Raw genomic sequence first — 15,928 nt, forward strand, 5'->3', positions numbered from 1 at the left:
TGCGGGGCAATTTGCGTCTTGTCGCGCTTAGGCGCGCTCGTGCGCGTCTTCGATGACGGTGCGGCCGATCTCCGCGTAGGCCTCCGGTTTGGCGTACCGCATCCACACCGCATATGCCAGGCCGACAACGAACACCGCCAGGATGAGGTAGGGGGCCGACTTGAACACCAGCGAGTTGGCCGCATACCCGGCGGCGAACGCGCGGTTGTCCCACAGCAGCCACACCACGTACAGCATCGCGACACCACCGATCAGCGGAGCGATCAGCGTGGTGATCACGTTGCCGGAGTGCGTCTTTCGCACCCAGAAGTACCAGATCACCGCCGCGGAGCAGATCGCCTGCACCAGCAGGATGGCGGCCGTGCCGATCAGGGCAAGCAGACCGTAGATGTTCGTGTAGGGCACCAGCGACGGCGTGTCCACCGGAACACCGTTGGCGTCAGGCACCTGCACCGCGGTGAACCCGGCGAACAGCAGCACGATCACCAACGTGATGACGGCCTGCACCGCCGAGGCGATGTGCGGCGACCCGTGCTTGCGGTGGGTGCTGCCGATGGTGGAACGCGCTGCCTTGGACGGGATTTCGCGTCCGAGGGCGTAGTGGTACCGCGACGCCGCGTTGTGGAACGCCAACGCGCACGCGAACGATCCGATGACGAGCAGGATCTTGTAGATGTCGAGCAGCACGCTGCCGAGGTTGGCCTTGACCAGCCCGAAGAACAGGTCGAGCGGCGTCGCGCTGATCGACGTGTCGACGGAGGTCTTGGCGCCGTTGCCCGCGATCACCATCGCGGAGATGAACGTGTAGAACAGCCCGAGGCCGATCACGGCGATCAGCGTGGCCCGCGGGATGATCTTCTTGGGATTGCGCGACTCCTCGCCGTAGACGGCCGTGGTCTCGAAACCGACCCACGACCAGAACGCGAAGAACAAACCGATCGCCATCGAACCCGCCGCCGCCGCGGTGCCGAACGCACCCGCGGGCAGGCTCTCGAACGCGTTGTTCAGCAGCACAGTCTGATTGAGCATGAGCCCGTCCGGGCCGCCGCCCTTGAAGATCACCGAGAACGCCAGCGCGAACAGCACGATCACCTCACTCACCAGCGTGACGCCGAGGATCGCCGCGGTCAGCGTGATGTGGAAGTGGCAGAGTGCCGCGATGATCAGGATCGCGGCGATGGCGAACACCAGCCACGGGATGTTCACTCCCAGAAGGGTGTTCACCGCGTCGTTGGCGAAGTAGGCGCAGCCGCCGATCAGCGAGCCCTCGAAGATCACGTAGGCGAACGTCGCGAGCAGGCCGCTGGCCATGCCCCAGACCTGACCGAGGCCGTGCGAGATGAAGCCGTAGAACGCACCGGTGGTGGTGATGTACTTGGCCATCGCGACATATCCGAGCGCGAACACCGTCAAGACGATGGTGGCGAACAGGAAGCCGGCGGGGGCGCCCAGTCCGTTGCCGAAGCCGACCGCGATCGGCACGTTGCCGGTCATCGCGGTGATCGGCGCCGCGTTGGCGACGGCCATGAAGATGACCGCGACGATGCCGACGGCGCCCTTCTTGAGCCCTGCGGCGGGCGCAGATGTGGTTTCGACGGCTGCGGATTCAGTTGTCACCGCGGGCCTCCTGGTTCGGATCAAGGTGCATGAGTGGCCCGCGACGCTGCAGACCGCAGAGAGCCTCGCATCCCGTCGGCGTCCCGACAACCGGAGGACACAAGCTCGTAACACAACTCCCAGCTACGGCCAAGCCCGGCCGCGACCGGGGTGGTCGCTGGCCGGGCTTGGCGAGGATCGCAATTAGCTGCGCAACGCGGCGGTGTCGATGACGAAGCGGTACCGCACGTCGCTGGCGAGCACCCGCTCGTAGGCCTCGTTGATGTAGTCGGGTGTGATCACCTCGATCTCGGGCAGCACATCGTGCTCGGCGCAGAAGTCAAGCATCTCTTGGGTTTCGGCGATGCCGCCGATCATCGAACCCGAGAGGCTGCGACGGCCCTGAGCCAGCGGGAAGACCGGCACCGGCATGGGCTTCTCGGGGATGCCGAGTTCGACCAGGGTGCCGTCGGTGGCGAGCAGGTCGAGGTAGTCGCCCATGTCGAGGTTGGCCGACACGGTGTTGAGGATCACGTCGAACCTGCCCGCCAGCTTGGTGAAAGTATCGGGGTCGCTGGTCGCGTAGTACTCGTCGGCGCCAAGACGCAGGCCGTCCTCCATCTTCTTCAGCGACTGGCTGAGCACGGTGACGTGTGCACCCAACGCGTGGGCGAGCTTGACGCCCATGTGGCCGAGGCCGCCGAGGCCGATCACCGCGACGCGCTTGCCCGGGCCCGCATTCCAGTGCCGCAGCGGCGAATACAGCGTGATACCCGCGCACAGCAGCGGTGCGGCGGCGTCGAGCGAGATGCTGTCGGGAATGCGCAACACGTAGTTCTCGTCGACGACGATGGCGCCGCTGTAGCCGCCGTAGGTCTTCTCCCCGTCCCTGCCGACCGCGTTGTAGGTGCCGGTCATGCCTTCGGCGCAGTACTGCTCCAGGCCGGCCTTGCAGTTGTCGCACTCACGACAGGAGTCGACGAAGCAGCCGACGCCGACGCGGTCGCCGACCTTGTACTTGGTCACCTCGGCGCCGACTTCGGTGACCACACCGGCGATTTCGTGCCCCGGGACCACCGGATACAGCGGTTCACCCCACTCGGACTTCACGGTGTGGATGTCCGAGTGACAGATGCCCGCGAAATGGATGTCGAACGCGACGTCGTGCGGGCCTACCTCCCGGCGCGTGATCGTGGTCTTGGTCAGCGGCTCCGTGGCTGACGTCGCGGCGTAGGCGAAAACAGTGCTCATCACAAACCCTCTTCTGGTTTCTTCACAGCCGGCGCTAAGCAGATAGCAAAGCTATGTGGGAAGTGCCGCAACAATGCGGCCCAGAGAGACCAACGGACGATTCCGGGACTGTAATCCCGGTTTTGGCTGTGAGTTAGCTCTTAAAGTCCCGGCGCGCGGAACGCCCCGTTGAACGAGGTCCGTTCATAGCGCGCTGCGCCCGCGGGTGTGTAGGGGTCGCGGTCGACGATGTCCTGCACGGCCTCGTCGGTCATGTCGCCGGTGATCAGGACCGCCCCGGACCCGTCGTCCAGCCTGCCTGCGAGCAGGATGCGACCGGCGGCCACTTCGCCTTTGAGCCATTCCAGATGGGCCGGACGGGTCTGCTCGACAACGTCGGGCGGTTGCAGATAGGTCGACCTCAATACGTGAAACACCTGCGCGACATTAGTTGATCGGAGCGTTGACCCACCTCAGGTCGGCCAGGATGCCGCGCGCGGCGACGATGCCTTCGCCCGTCTGCCACACCTCGTTGTTGACCGCGAAGACCCGGTTGTCGCGGTTGGCCGACAGCTTCTTCCACGCATCGCTGTCGAGCACCTTCGGCGCGCGGTCTTTCGCCGAGGCCGATGCGAACGAGATGTAGACGATGTCGCCGTCGGCGGCCGAGAAGTCGGGCGAATGCTCCAAATCGGTGTCGGAGATACCGATCTCCAGATATGGCTTGTCCGTAAAGCGTTGTGCCGCAGGGCGATCGACGCCGACGGCGGCGAGCACGCTGCCGGGGAAGTTGTCGGCACCGTAGACGCGCATCGTGGTGTCGGTGAACTGGACGACCGACGCCTGGAAATGCGTGGCGTCGTTGTCGGCGCCGGTCTTGTCGGCGTCCTTCTCGAAGCCGTCGACCAGTCCGTTGGCGGCGTCCAGCCGTCCGGTCGCGGCGCCCACGGTGCGCAGGTTGTCTTCCCACGTGGCGCCGGGCGGCCCGGTGAACACCGTCGGGGCGATCGCGGCCAACTGCGGATAGGCGTCCGGGGTCAGCGCCACCGACCCCAGGATCAGGTCGGGGTTCGCCGCTTTGATCGCTTCCATGTCCGGTTCGCTGCGGCTGCCCGCCGCGGGCACGTTGTGCACGACGGTGCCCAGATACGACGGCTGACTGGTGGAGCCGTCCGGCAGGGCCGCGGCCACAATCCGCGACTGCAGCCCCAGCGCGCACAGCGCGTCCAGCTGATCACCGGACAACACGACGATGCGTAGCGGATCGGCGCGCACGGTGGTGGTGCCCGCCGCGTGGCGAACCTCGCGGTCCGGTGGACCCGGGTCGAGCGGCGCGGGATCGGGCGCGCAGGACTCGTCGGGCCTGCGCTGATTGCCAAGCACCCCGGCGCTGGCGATCTTGGTGGTGCTGGTGATCACGGACTGCTCTGCCGCCGTCGTCTGCTGGTTGCCGGCCGGGGCGCTGCATCCGCTGGCCAGCGTCACCACCACGGCGGTGAGCGCAGCGGTGGCGGCGCCGACGAGGCCCATGCTCCGCCCGCTGATCAGCACGCCGCCGACCGTAACATCTGAGCCGCTCTCGGCTGGTCAGCGCGCCAGCCTCGGATCTCGCTGTGCATTTACGACAGTTTGTAGGACCCATGCCGACACGACGCCCGTCGGGGGATAGGATTCGGTCAAGACTGCGGGGATGTCCCGATCAGATGTTTGGAGGACCTGTTGGTAGCCGAAGCGCCCCCAATCGGAGAACTTGAGGCTCGCCGTCCGTTCCCGGCCCGGCTCGGCCCCAAGGGCAACCTGGTCTACAAGCTCATCACGACGACCGATCACAAGATGATCGGCATCATGTACTGCGTCGCCTGCTTCATCTTCTTCTTCATCGGCGGGCTGATGGCGCTGTTCATGCGTACCGAGCTGGCGCTGCCGGGGTTGCAGTTCCTGTCCAACGAGCAGTTCAACCAGCTGTTCACCATGCACGGCACGGTGATGCTGCTGTTCTACGCGACCCCGATCGTGTTCGGGTTCGCCAACCTGGTGCTGCCGCTGCAGATCGGCGCCCCCGATGTGGCGTTTCCGCGGCTGAACGCGTTCAGCTTCTGGCTGTTCCTGTTCGGCGCGATGATCGCGATCGCCGGGTTCATCACCCCCGGCGGCGCCGCGGACTTCGGCTGGACCGCCTACACGCCGCTGACCGACGCGATCCACTCGCCGGGCGCTGGCGGTGACCTGTGGATCATGGGTCTGGCCGTCGGTGGTCTTGGCACCATTCTCGGTGGCGTCAACATGATCACCACCGTGGTCTGCATGCGCGCCCCCGGCATGACCATGTTCCGGATGCCGATCTTCACCTGGAACATCCTGGTGACCTCGATCCTGGTGCTGCTGGCCTTCCCGCTGCTGACCGCCGCGCTGTTCGGCCTGGCCGCCGACCGCCACCTCGGTGCGCACATCTACGACCCGGCCAACGGCGGTGTGCTGTTGTGGCAGCACCTGTTCTGGTTCTTCGGCCACCCCGAGGTGTACATCATCGCGTTGCCGTTCTTCGGCATCGTCACCGAGATCTTCCCGGTGTTCTCCCGCAAGCCGCTATTCGGCTACACCACGCTGATCTACGCGACGCTGTCGATCGCCGCGCTGTCGGTCGCGGTGTGGGCCCACCACATGTTCGCCACCGGCGCGGTGCTGCTGCCGTTCTTCAGCTTCATGACGTTTTTGATCGCGGTGCCGACCGGTATCAAGTTCTTCAACTGGATCGGCACGATGTGGAAGGGCCAGTTGACGTTCGAGACACCGATGCTGTTCTCGGTCGGCTTCCTGATCACCTTCCTGCTCGGGGGTCTTTCCGGTGTGCTGCTGGCCAGCCCGCCGCTGGACTTCCACGTCACCGACTCCTACTTCGTGGTGGCGCACTTCCACTACGTGCTGTTCGGCACCATCGTGTTCGCCACCTACGCGGGCATCTACTTCTGGTTCCCGAAGATGACCGGCCGCCTGCTCGACGAGCGGCTGGGCAAGCTGCATTTCTGGCTGACCTTCATCGGCTTTCACACCACGTTTTTGGTGCAGCACTGGCTCGGCGACGAAGGCATGCCGCGCCGGTATGCCGACTACCTGCCCACCGACGGGTTCACCACGCTCAACGTCGTGTCGACGATCGGCGCGTTCATCCTCGGCGTTTCGACCATCCCGTTCGTGTGGAACGTGTTCAAGAGCTGGCGTTACGGCGAGCCGGTCATGGTCGACGACCCCTGGGGTTACGGCAACTCGCTGGAATGGGCCACCAGCTGCCCGCCACCGCGACACAACTTCACCGAGCTGCCCCGCATCCGCTCCGAACGTCCGGCATTCGAACTGCACTACCCGCACATGGTGGACCGGATGCGCGCCGAGGCGCACGTCGGCCGTGCGCACGGTCCGGAGGACGGCGACGTGACGCGGCTCGACGACGAGAACGTCCGCACCTGACCCTCTCGGGTCGTCGGGGGTAGAGGTCGAAAGGTGTCGGTGTGACCGGCTCTTCGCGCGAGCGCTCATCGCAGCCCGTTGGCTCTTCGCGCGAGCGCTCATCGCAGCCCGTTGGCTCTTCCCGCGAGCGCTCATCGCTCTTGATCACCGTCACCGGACACGATCAACCGGGTGTCACGTCGGCGTTGTTCGAGGTGCTGTCGCGCCACAAGGTCGAGTTGCTCAACGTCGAACAGGTCGTTATCCGCGGCCGGCTGACGCTGGGCGTGCTCGTGGTGGGTGCATCCGACGTGGCCGGGGGAGCGGACCTTCGCCGCGAGGTGGAGGACGCCATTCACGGTGTCGGTCTCGACGTCACGATCGAGCGCAGCGACTCCATGCCGGTGATGCGCGAACCGTCCACCCACACCATCGTCGTGCTGGGCAGGCCGATCACCGCCGAGTCGTTCGGCGTTGTGGCGCGTGAACTGGCTGCGCTCGGCGTCAACATCGACTTCATCCGCGGTGTATCCGACTATCCCGTAACGGGTTTGGAACTACGGGTGTCGGTGCCGCCGAACGGCGTGTACGAACAGTTGCAGGCCGCGATGGCGCGGGTGGCTGTAGACGAGGGCGTCGACATCGCGCTGGAGGACTACAGCCTGTCGCGGCGGGCCAAGCGGCTGATCGTGTTCGACGTCGATTCGACTCTGATCCAGGGGGAGGTCATCGAGATGCTGGCCGCCCGCGCCGGCGCGGAGGCCGCTGTCGCCGCGGTCACCGAAGCCGCCATGCGCGGGGAACTCGACTTCGCGGAATCGTTGCACCGCAGGGTCGCAACGCTGGAAGGGCTGCCCGCCGAAGTGCTCGACGACGTCGCCGACCAGATCGAGCTGACCCCTGGCGCACGCACCACGCTGCGCACGCTGCGGCGGCTCGGGTACCACTGCGGCATCGTGTCCGGCGGGTTCCGCCAGGTCATCGATCCGCTGGCACACGAGCTGAAGATGGATTTCGTCGCAGCCAACGAATTGGAGATCGTCGGCGGGAAACTGACCGGGCGGGTGATCGGCCCGGTCATCGACCGTGCCGGAAAAGCGAAGGCGCTGAGGGACTTTGCCGCTCAAGCCGGGGTTCCGATGGAGCAGACCGTCGCGGTAGGGGACGGCGCCAACGACATCGACATGTTGTCAGCGGCGGGGCTGGGGGTGGCTTTCAACGCCAAACCCGCGTTGCGGGAGGTGGCCGACGCGTCGCTGAGCCACCCGTATCTGGACACCGTGTTGTTCATCCTCGGCGTCACCCGCGGCGAGATCGAGGCCGCCGACTCGCGCGACGGTGTGGTGCGGCGCGTCGAGATTCCCGAGTAGTCCTTCCGGCGCGGTCTCGACGTGCGCTAGGCTCTGCATACAGTATTCGACGAGGAACTGAGCGCCATGACCACGCTGCTTCTGCACCATTCGTGCTTCGCCAATCATCAGACCGCACACGGGCACCCGGAACGGCCCGACCGGTACCGGGTGGTCGAGTCGGTGCTCGGTAGGCCCGAATTCGATCCGCTGGTCCGCGAAGAGGCCGAGTTGGCCGACCTGGACACCACGCGCTACGTGCACAGCAACCGGTACGTCGACGGCCTCGAGGCGGCGCGCCCCGACGCCGGCTACGTCTACCTCGACGGCGGCGACACCATGATGGAGCCGTCGACGTGGGAGGTCGTGCTGCGCGGCGTCGGTGCGACGGTGCAAGCGGTCGACAAGGTGCTGCGCGGGGAGGCGCAGAACGCGTTCGTCGCGTGTCGGCCGCCGGGCCATCACGCGGAAACCGAACGGGCGATGGGGTTTTGCCTGTTCAACAACATCAGCATCGGCGCGCGGCACGCGCAGCGACAGCATGGCCTGCAGCGGGTGGCGATCGTCGATTTCGACGTTCACCACGGCAACGGCACCCAGGAGATCATCTACAACGACCCGACCGTCCTGTACGCCTCCACGCATCAGATGCCGCTGTTCCCCGGCACCGGCGCGACCCAGGAGACCGGTGTGGGCAACATCTTCAACTCGCCGTTGGCCGCCGGCGACGGCGGCGTCGAGCTGCGCGAGGCCTTCGAAGACCGAATCCTGCCTGCGCTGGACGCATTTCACCCGGAGCTGATCATCGTGTCCGCGGGCTTTGACGCCCACGAACGCGACCCGCTCGGCTCACTGCAGATGACGGCCGACGACTTCGCCTGGGTGACGCGCGCAATCATGGAGTCGGCGGAGAAGAACTGCGACGGGCGCATCGTCGCGGTGCTCGAGGGCGGTTATGACCTTGTCGGCCTTGCGGATTCGGTGAGCGCGCACGTCGGCGAACTCATGAAGGGTTAGACCACTACCGCGCGGGACCCTGCGGCCGACGTGCCTGTCACGCTGTGCCACGCACGGGCGAGCAACTCGACGGCTTCGGCGAGTTGATCCTCCGGCAGTGTGTAGGGCACCCGGATGAACCGCTCCAATGTGCCGTCGACACCGAATCGCGGCCCCGGCGGTATCACCAGTCCGAGACGCGACGCGGCTGCCGACAATGCCGAGCTGGTGGGTGCGGGCAGCCGCACCCACAAGGACATGCCGCCGTGACTCTCGCTGGCGGTCCAATCCGGAAGATGTTGGCGCAGAAGCCTTCTCAACAACTCCCGGCGATGGCGCAGGATCTCACGTCGCTCGGAGAGCAACTCGTCTGCCTTGGCGAACATCCGCGCCGCGGCCAACTGCTCGACGATCGGCGTGCCCATGTCGACGGACGGTCGGACGGTCGCGATGGTCGCGAGCGTGGCGCGTTCGGCCCGGATCCAGCCGATGCGTAAGCCGCCCCAGAACGACTTCGACACCGACCCAACGGTGATCAGCAGGTCACGTCGCGAAGGCATGTAGGCCGCCACCGGCGGCGGCACGGGCCGGTCCAACCACATGTCGGCGATGGTCTCGTCGATGATTGTGCGCGTACGGGTTTCGGCGATGATGCCGCCCAGGCGCCGACGGTCGATCTCCGACATCGTCATGCCGGTCGGATTGTGGTTGTCGACGACGAAATAGGCCAGATTGGGCGCGAGTTGACGGACCGCCGCGTGAATCGCGTCCAGGTCCCAGCCGTCGTCGCCCAACGCGACCGGCACCGGACGCGCGCCGGACGTCGTGATCGCCGACAGCGCCCCGTGATAGGTCGGCTGCTCGACCAGCACCCGGTCGCCGGGTTGGGTGTAGGTCGCCAGGGCAAGCCCGATGGCGTGCAGCGCCCCGGTGGTCACCATGATCTCGTCGGGTTCGGTGGGTAGCCCTCTGGCGCAATATCTTTCGGCGATCGCCTCGCGCAGCGGGGCGACTCCGGTGAGTTCGACGCCGATGTCGTGCAGATATGGCATCACCTCGCGGGCGGCGTCGGCGAAGGCGTCCATCATCGCGCTCGCCGGAGCGGCCAGACAGGCCTCGGCGAGGCTGGCGGCGGGCAGGGCCACGCGGGAGACCGGCGTGCCCGCAGAGACGGGCAGCGCGGTGGTGCTCCGCGCACCGCGCCGGGCGTTGAGGTAGCCGTCGTCGCGCAACTGTGTGTAGGCGGCGGTGACGGTGGTGCGCGAGACCCGCAGCGAGTCCGCGAGTGCGCGTTCGCTGGGCAGTTGCGCTCCGACCGGAAGTCGACCGTCGATGATCAGCATGCGGATGCCGTCGGCGAGGCCCTGGTAGGCCGGCCCGCTCTGACTGGACGTGCGCCAGTTGCCCAGTTCACGGGCCAAAAGGTCCACATCGAGCGCTCTTGCGTGCATTTCTATCGACATTGCAGACCAGTCTGCCTCAACTGGCTATTGAAAAGCAAGCCAGTTGGTCGTGATCATCGGGTCATGAGGACTGATTGGATATCTCGACTGGGCTGGAAACTGGCCCGCCTTTTTGATCCGGCGGAATCCCTGCCTGCGGAATTCGTCGACCGCGACGCCGAACGCGTCCGGCAGGAATTGGATCTGATCCGGATTCGTTTCCCCCACCATGCGTAAGGCCACTCTGCGCGGCGCGGCGCTGCTGGTCGGGCTGTGCGGTTACGGCTTTTCGATGGCGGTGATGGTCCGGTCGGGCCTGGGCCTGGATCCGTGGGACGTGTTCCACCAGGGCCTGGCCCGGCACACCGGCGTGACCATCGGTGTGGCATGCGCGGTGGTCGGAGTGGTCGTGCTGCTGGCATGGATTCCGCTGCGGACCCGGCCGGGCATCGGCACTATCGCCAACGTCATCGTCATCTCGGTGACCGTCGACGCCGGGCTGTGGCTGCTGCCCGTGCCGACGTCGCTTCCGGTGCGCATCGCGATGATGGTGGGCGCGGTCGTCCTCAACGCGTTCAGCACGGTGTTGTACATCGGCGCGGCGCTCGGCCCCGGTCCACGCGACGGCCTGATGACGGGTTTGGTTGTGCGCACTGGTCTTTCGGTGCGGCTGGTCCGCACGTCGATCGAGGCGACGGTGCTGGCGGTCGGTTGGCTGCTCGGCGGCACCGTCGGCGTCGGCACGGTGTTGTACGCGATCGGGATCGGCCCGCTGGTGCAACTGTTCCTGCGCATCACGCCGAAGCGGGTGTTGGCGGTGAGCGGATGGGAGTCCGTCGCCGAGGCTGGCCGCAGGCGCGTGACAGACTCCGTCGCCGAGGCTGGCCGCAGGCGCGTGACAGACTCCGTCGCCGAGGCGTCAGGCGAACTGCGCGTCGACCCTGCGGATGTCGAAGATGTAGTCGGTCAGCATGCTGGTGAGTCCGACGGTGCCCGCCCTGTCGCCGAGACGCGCGGGAACGATCTGCAGCTTGCGGGTTGCCAGCGGGAGCGACCGGGCATACACGCTCTCGCGGATCCCGGCGATCACGTAGTCACTGCCTGCGGCGAGTTCGCCGCCGATCACCACGACGGCCGGATTGAATAGGCTGACCACGTCGGACAGGGTGTTGCCGATCAACCGGCCCGCCCGCCGGACCAGGTTCACGGCCAGCGGATCGCCCGCCACGATCAACTTGACGACGTCGGAGATCGTCGCGACCTCGCGGCCCGCACTGCGCAGGTCGCGAAGCAACGCCCAGCCGCCGGCGTACGCCTCGAGGCAGCCCGCGTTGCCGCATCGGCACACCGGCGGACCCGCATCGGCCAGCGCATCGTCGGCCGGGTTGATCTGGATGTGGCCGATGTCGCCCGCCGCGCCGTCGGCACCTCGGTAGATGGACCCGTGCGCGATGATCCCGGCGCCGATGCCGGTGGCGATCTTGACCATCACCATCGAATCGTGGTCGGCGAACTCGCTGTGATGCTCGCCGAGCGCCATCGCGTTCGCGTCGTTGTCGACCAGCGTCGGGCAGTCGAATCGCGACGCGAACCACGATCGGATCGGGAAGGCGTCCCATCCGGTCATGATCGGCGGGCTCACCACGGACGCGCTTGCGAAATCGACAGGCCCCGGCAGCGCGAGGCCGATGCCGCGGACGAAATCCGATGACAGCCTTGCTTTTTCGAGCAGCTGATCCAGCATGTCGGAGACCGAGCGCAGCCAGTTCTCGGGTCCGATGGTGATGTCGACGGGCGCGCGACGTTCGTCGCGGATCCGACCACCGAGATCGGTCAGCGCGGTGCGCACACCCGTCGCGCCCGCGTCGGCCACCAACAGCACGCCCTGGTCGTTGCGGAAGTGGAAATGGCTGGGCGGCCGACCACGCGCCGACGTCGTCTGGCCGCTGGAGATCAGCCCGGCGGTGATCAGCGTGTCCAGTCGGGTGGCGACGGTCGACCGGGACAGTCCGGTCTTCTCGATGATCTCCGCACGGGTCAGCCCACCGGCACGCCGGATCACGTCGAGCACGTGGCCGACCGACCCGCCGCCCTCGTCATCCATGCCGTACTCCCTTCGGACCATCTTTTTACCAGAACCGAGCCTCTTTTTGCTTGACACTACGCATATAGCTGGACTTGACTAGGCAGAAATCGCTGGACCTGCTCAATGAGGAGAGCCGTCATGACGTTTTCGAAAGTCACCGTCGCCCTGGTAGGTGGAGTCGCCCTGGCGCTCGCCGGATGCTCGGGCTCGTCCTCGTCGGGCGAGGCCAGCGTGGCCGCCGTCGTCAAAGGCCTCGACAATCCGTTCTTTCAGTCCATGCAGTCCGGCATCGAAAGCCAGGCGTCGGCCGACAAGACGAAAGTGACTGTGCAGGCGGCGAACTCCATCACGGACACCACGGGTCAGGCCGACAAGCTCAGCGGACTGGCAGGCCAGGACTTCAAGTGCTTCATCGTCAACCCGATCACCGGCACCAACCTGATCCAGGGCATCGCCGCGGTGTCGGCGAAGAACATCCCGATCGTCAACATCGACAGCCCGGTCGAGGAGGCCGCCGCGCAAGCGGCGAACGCCAAGATCGCGACGTACATCGGCACCGACAACTCCGACGCCGGATCGAAGGCCGCCCAGCAGATGGCCAAACTGCTACCGCAGGGCGGCACCGTCGCAATGATCGGCGGCACGGCGGGCGACGTGACCAGTGCGGCCCGCCTCGACGGGTTCAAGGCGGGCATACCGGCCAACGTGAAGATCACCACCACCGTGGCCGCGGACTGGGATCGCCAGATGGCGCTCACCAAGGCGACCGACATCATCACCGCCAACCCGGCGATCAACGGCTTCTTCGTCGCGAACGACGACATGGGGCTTGGCGTCGCGCAAGCCGTCGCCAACAAGGGCAGGACCGGCCAGATCAAGGTCATCAGCGTCGACGGCAACAAGGATGCGTTCGACGCGGTCAAAGCCGGCGGCATCGACGCTGTCGTCGCGCAGTTCCCGTATGTCATCGGCGCGATGGGGGTGGAGGCCTGTACGGCGGCAATCAACGGTAAGTCGTTGCCCGCCAAGGTGAATGCGCCCGTTCAGGTGGTGACCAAGGAGAACGTCGACGGTGCGCTGTCCTCGGCGCCGAAGCCGTCCGCGCCCTACGAGGATCCGTTCGTGGAGTTGGCGAAGTGACGGTCGCCCCGTCGATGCCGGACGTGGACGTCTCCGAGTCCGGACAACCGGCGTGGCGGCGCGTGCTCGACCCGGCGAACCTCGCGACCTGGGCTGCGCCCATCGCACTGGTCGTGCTCGCGATCGTGTTCCAGGTGCTCAATCCGACATTCCTCAGTGTCGGCAACATCGCGTCGATGCTGACGTCGGCGGCGATCCTGATCGTGCTGACGATCGGGCAGACGTTCGTGGTGGCGACGGCGGGGATCGACCTGTCGATCGCCTCGGCCATGACGCTGGCCGCCGTCGTCTTCGGGGTGGTGTTCGACGTCGGGTTGTGGCCCGCGATTCTCGCGGCGCTAGCCACGGGTCTGGTCGTCGGACTGGTCAACGGCCTGATCATCTCGCGTGGCCGCATCACCGACTTCATCGTGACGCTCGGCATGCTGTCGGCCGCCTCCGGGGCCGCGCTGATCTTCGCCGACGGCAAGCCGAAGACGATCATCAGCGCACCGCTGCTGAAACTGTCGACGGGGACGGTCGGCGTCGTCGGTTACATGTTCCTGATCGCGATTGCGCTCGCCGTCGTCGCACACATCGTGTTGTTCCACACCCGGTTCGGGACCTACGTGCTGGCCACCGGCGGCAATGCGGAAGCCGCTGCGGCGACCGGGGTTTCGACGGATCGGGTGAAGGCGGCGGTGTACACGATCGCGGGCGTGACCGCAGGCATCGCGGCGGTTCTGCTCGTCGCACGCGTCGGCGCCGCGGAACCCGCGGCCAATACCTCCTTTCTGCTCAACTCTGTCGCCGCCGTGGTGCTCGGCGGGGTGAGCCTGTTCGGCGGCCGGGCCACGATCGCGGGTCCGGTGGTCGGCGCGCTGCTGCTGACCGCTCTTGTCAACGGCTTGACGTTGCTAGGGGTTTCGCAGTTCTACCAGCCGCTGTCGGTCGGGGTCGTCGTCGTGCTCGCGGCCTTCCTCACGAGGTATCAGAAATGACTCAGCCAGACGCGCTGCTGCGCGTCACCGGTGCCACCCTGTCGTTCGGTCAGGTCCGCGCGCTGCGCGACGTGTCCATGCATGCACGCCGTGGCGAGGTCACCGCGATCGTCGGAGACAACGGTGCGGGCAAGTCGACACTGATCCGCAGCATCAGCGGGGTACATACGCTCGATGCGGGTTCGATCGAATTCGACGGCACGCCAGTGCAATTCAAGTCGCCGCACGATGCGCGCGACGCCGGCATCGAGACGGTGCACCAGAACCTGGCCCTCGTCGAGGACCTCACCGTGTGGCAGAACCTGTTCCTGAACCGCGAGATCGTGCACCAGTTGGGTCCCGTCGCCGTGTTGAACCGCAGGGCCATGCGGGCGAAGGCCGAAGAGATGGTCTCGACGTTGGCGATCAACGTGCCCGCCGTCGGGTCCCGCGTGCGCCGACTCAGCGGCGGTCAACGGCAGGCGGTATCCATCTGCCGGGCAGCGGGATTCACCTCCAAGCTGATCATCATGGATGAGCCGACCGCAGCGCTCGGTGTGCAGGAGACGGCCCGCGTCGAGGAACTGATCACCCGACTGCGCGGGGAGGGCCACGCGATCGTCCTCATCAGTCACAACTTCTCGCAGGTGTTACGACTCAGCGACGCGGTGTGGGTGATGCGCGCCGGTCGATGCGTCGCGGGCAGGCGCACCAGCGATACCGACGGCGACGAGATCGTCGCGCTGATCACCGGTGCCCGTCCCGGCGATCACCCCGAGCCATCGAAGGAGCACTCCGCATGACCAATCCCGTCGGCATCCACGCCTTGGTCTGGGTCGGTGACACCGACCCGGCCAGCGTCGACACCGCGATCTCGCAGACCGTTGCGGCAGGTTACGACCTGTTGGAGTTCTCGCTGCACGATTCAGTCAACCTCAACCGGGAGAAGGCGCGAGAGTTGTTGACCACCAACGGTCTTCAGGCCGCATGCTCGCGCGGCCTGGCCCGGGACGCCGACATCTCCAGCGAGGATCCCGCCGTCGTCGCGCGCGGCGCGGCGCTGCTGCACGAGTCGCTGCGCGTCACCCATGACATCGGCGCGACCTTGCTCACGGGTGCGCTGTACAGCGCGTTCGGAAAGGCGCCCTACCCGTTGACCGCGACCGGACGCGACAACGTGGTGGGCGTGCTGCGGGAACTGGCCGCCGAGGCCGCGCCGCTGGGAGTGACGCTCGGACTGGAGATCTGCAACCGCTACGAGACCAACGTCGTCAACACCGCACGCGACTGCCTGCGGTTGGCCGACGACATCGGCGCGGACAACGTGATCATCCATCTGGACACCTACCACATGAACATCGAAGAGGACGATCTCGTGGCCCCGGTGCACGAAGTCGGCGAGCGCCTCGGCTACGTGCACATCGGCGAGAACCATCGCGGGTATCTGGGGTCCGGGCACATCGACTTCGGAGCCTTCTTCGGCGCCCTCGTCGACATCGACTACCAAGGCCCGCTGACGTTCGAATCGTTCTCGTCGGCGGTGGTGGCGCCGGGTCTGTCCAACGACTTGGCCATCTGGCGCAATCTGTGGGACGACGGTGCAGACCTCGCGACCCACGCCCGTCGATTCATCGACGACGGTCTGCGCACCGCGCGGCAACCCCGCGCCTCGTGACGCAGACTCAG

At 66.5% G+C, this 15,928-nt stretch carries 14 protein-coding genes and 1 pseudogene; 9 read left to right on the forward strand and 6 right to left on the reverse strand.

The genetic code is table 11. The annotated features are described in order from the left end of the window. Nucleotides 1-27 precede the first annotated feature (27 nt). The 4 genes from C1A30_RS15600 to C1A30_RS15615 form a co-directional block, all read right to left on the reverse strand. On the reverse strand, nt 28-1,617 hold the full coding sequence (locus C1A30_RS15600) for an APC family permease (protein ID WP_101949141.1): 1,590 nt from the start codon (nt 1,615-1,617) through the stop codon (nt 28-30). A gap of 183 nt (nt 1,618-1,800) precedes the next feature. Further along, nucleotides 1,801-2,847 carry an NAD(P)-dependent alcohol dehydrogenase gene (locus C1A30_RS15605; RefSeq protein ID WP_101949142.1) on the reverse strand — a complete coding sequence of 349 codons (1,047 nt, stop codon included), beginning with the start codon at nt 2,845-2,847 and terminating at the stop codon, nt 1,801-1,803. Nucleotides 2,848-2,987: 140 nt separating this feature from the next. After that, nucleotides 2,988-3,263 carry a YciI family protein gene (locus C1A30_RS15610; RefSeq protein ID WP_101949143.1) on the reverse strand — a complete coding sequence of 92 codons (276 nt, stop codon included), beginning with the start codon at nt 3,261-3,263 and terminating at the stop codon, nt 2,988-2,990. Between the two features lie 10 nt (nt 3,264-3,273). Then, complete coding sequence (locus C1A30_RS15615) at nt 3,274-4,377, reverse strand: iron-siderophore ABC transporter substrate-binding protein (protein WP_200828273.1); 1,104 nt, start codon at nt 4,375-4,377, stop codon at nt 3,274-3,276. A gap of 168 nt (nt 4,378-4,545) precedes the next feature. Here C1A30_RS15615 and ctaD point away from each other — a divergent pair, with 168 nt between their 5' ends. The 3 genes from ctaD to C1A30_RS15635 all read left to right on the forward strand — a co-directional run bounded on the left by ctaD (nt 4,546) and on the right by C1A30_RS15635 (nt 8,636). Continuing rightward, on the forward strand, nt 4,546-6,291 hold the full coding sequence (gene ctaD / locus C1A30_RS15620) for a cytochrome c oxidase subunit I (protein WP_101950230.1): 1,746 nt from the start codon (nt 4,546-4,548) through the stop codon (nt 6,289-6,291). Between the two features lie 140 nt (nt 6,292-6,431). Then, a complete protein-coding gene (gene serB / locus C1A30_RS15630) occupies nt 6,432-7,640 on the forward strand; it encodes a phosphoserine phosphatase SerB (protein WP_101949145.1) in 1,209 nt (402 codons plus the stop codon). A gap of 66 nt (nt 7,641-7,706) precedes the next feature. Then, entirely contained in the window at nt 7,707-8,636 is a 930-nt protein-coding gene (locus C1A30_RS15635; protein WP_101949146.1) for a histone deacetylase family protein, read from the forward strand. Here C1A30_RS15635 and C1A30_RS15640 read toward each other — a convergent pair. Beyond that, the gene (locus C1A30_RS15640; RefSeq protein ID WP_101949147.1) at nt 8,633-10,078 is read right to left on the reverse strand and encodes a PLP-dependent aminotransferase family protein; all 1,446 of its coding nucleotides are present in this window, start codon (nt 10,076-10,078) and stop codon (nt 8,633-8,635) included. The genes C1A30_RS15635 and C1A30_RS15640 overlap by 4 nt on opposite strands. A gap of 63 nt (nt 10,079-10,141) precedes the next feature. On the opposite strand from C1A30_RS15640, the gene C1A30_RS35795 reads away from it, so the two are divergent. Continuing rightward, entirely contained in the window at nt 10,142-10,294 is a 153-nt protein-coding gene (locus C1A30_RS35795) for a hypothetical protein (protein ID WP_200828274.1), read from the forward strand. Next, nucleotides 10,287-10,910: pseudogene (locus C1A30_RS15645) on the forward strand (YitT family protein); the annotation flags it as partial. The gene C1A30_RS35795 and the pseudogene C1A30_RS15645, both read left to right, overlap by 8 nt. 66 nt (nt 10,911-10,976) lie before the next feature. On the opposite strand, the gene C1A30_RS15650 reads toward C1A30_RS15645, so the two are convergent. Beyond that, entirely contained in the window at nt 10,977-12,161 is a 1,185-nt protein-coding gene (locus C1A30_RS15650; protein WP_160112754.1) for an ROK family transcriptional regulator, read from the reverse strand. 120 nt (nt 12,162-12,281) lie between these two features. On the opposite strand from C1A30_RS15650, the gene C1A30_RS15655 reads away from it, so the two are divergent. From C1A30_RS15655 to C1A30_RS15670, 4 genes are read left to right on the forward strand one after another with little or no spacing between them, the layout of a single operon-like run. Beyond that, nucleotides 12,282-13,283 carry a substrate-binding domain-containing protein gene (locus C1A30_RS15655; RefSeq protein WP_101949149.1) on the forward strand — a complete coding sequence of 334 codons (1,002 nt, stop codon included), beginning with the start codon at nt 12,282-12,284 and terminating at the stop codon, nt 13,281-13,283. Then, a complete protein-coding gene (locus C1A30_RS15660; RefSeq protein ID WP_200828275.1) occupies nt 13,280-14,263 on the forward strand; it encodes an ABC transporter permease in 984 nt (327 codons plus the stop codon). The genes C1A30_RS15655 and C1A30_RS15660 overlap by 4 nt, the downstream gene beginning before the upstream one ends. Further along, nucleotides 14,260-15,045: an ATP-binding cassette domain-containing protein gene (locus C1A30_RS15665; protein ID WP_101949150.1), complete on the forward strand. Its 786-nt coding sequence runs from the start codon at nt 14,260-14,262 to the stop codon at nt 15,043-15,045. The genes C1A30_RS15660 and C1A30_RS15665 overlap by 4 nt, the downstream gene beginning before the upstream one ends. Then, nucleotides 15,042-15,917, forward strand: a complete 876-nt coding sequence (locus C1A30_RS15670) for a sugar phosphate isomerase/epimerase (RefSeq protein ID WP_101949151.1) — start codon at nt 15,042-15,044, stop codon at nt 15,915-15,917. Before C1A30_RS15665 ends, C1A30_RS15670 begins: the two co-directional genes overlap by 4 nt. Nucleotides 15,918-15,928: the final 11 nt, after the last annotated feature.

This window comes from Mycobacterium sp. 3519A (assembly GCF_900240945.1).
Classification (GTDB): Bacteria; Actinomycetota; Actinomycetes; order Mycobacteriales; family Mycobacteriaceae; genus Mycobacterium.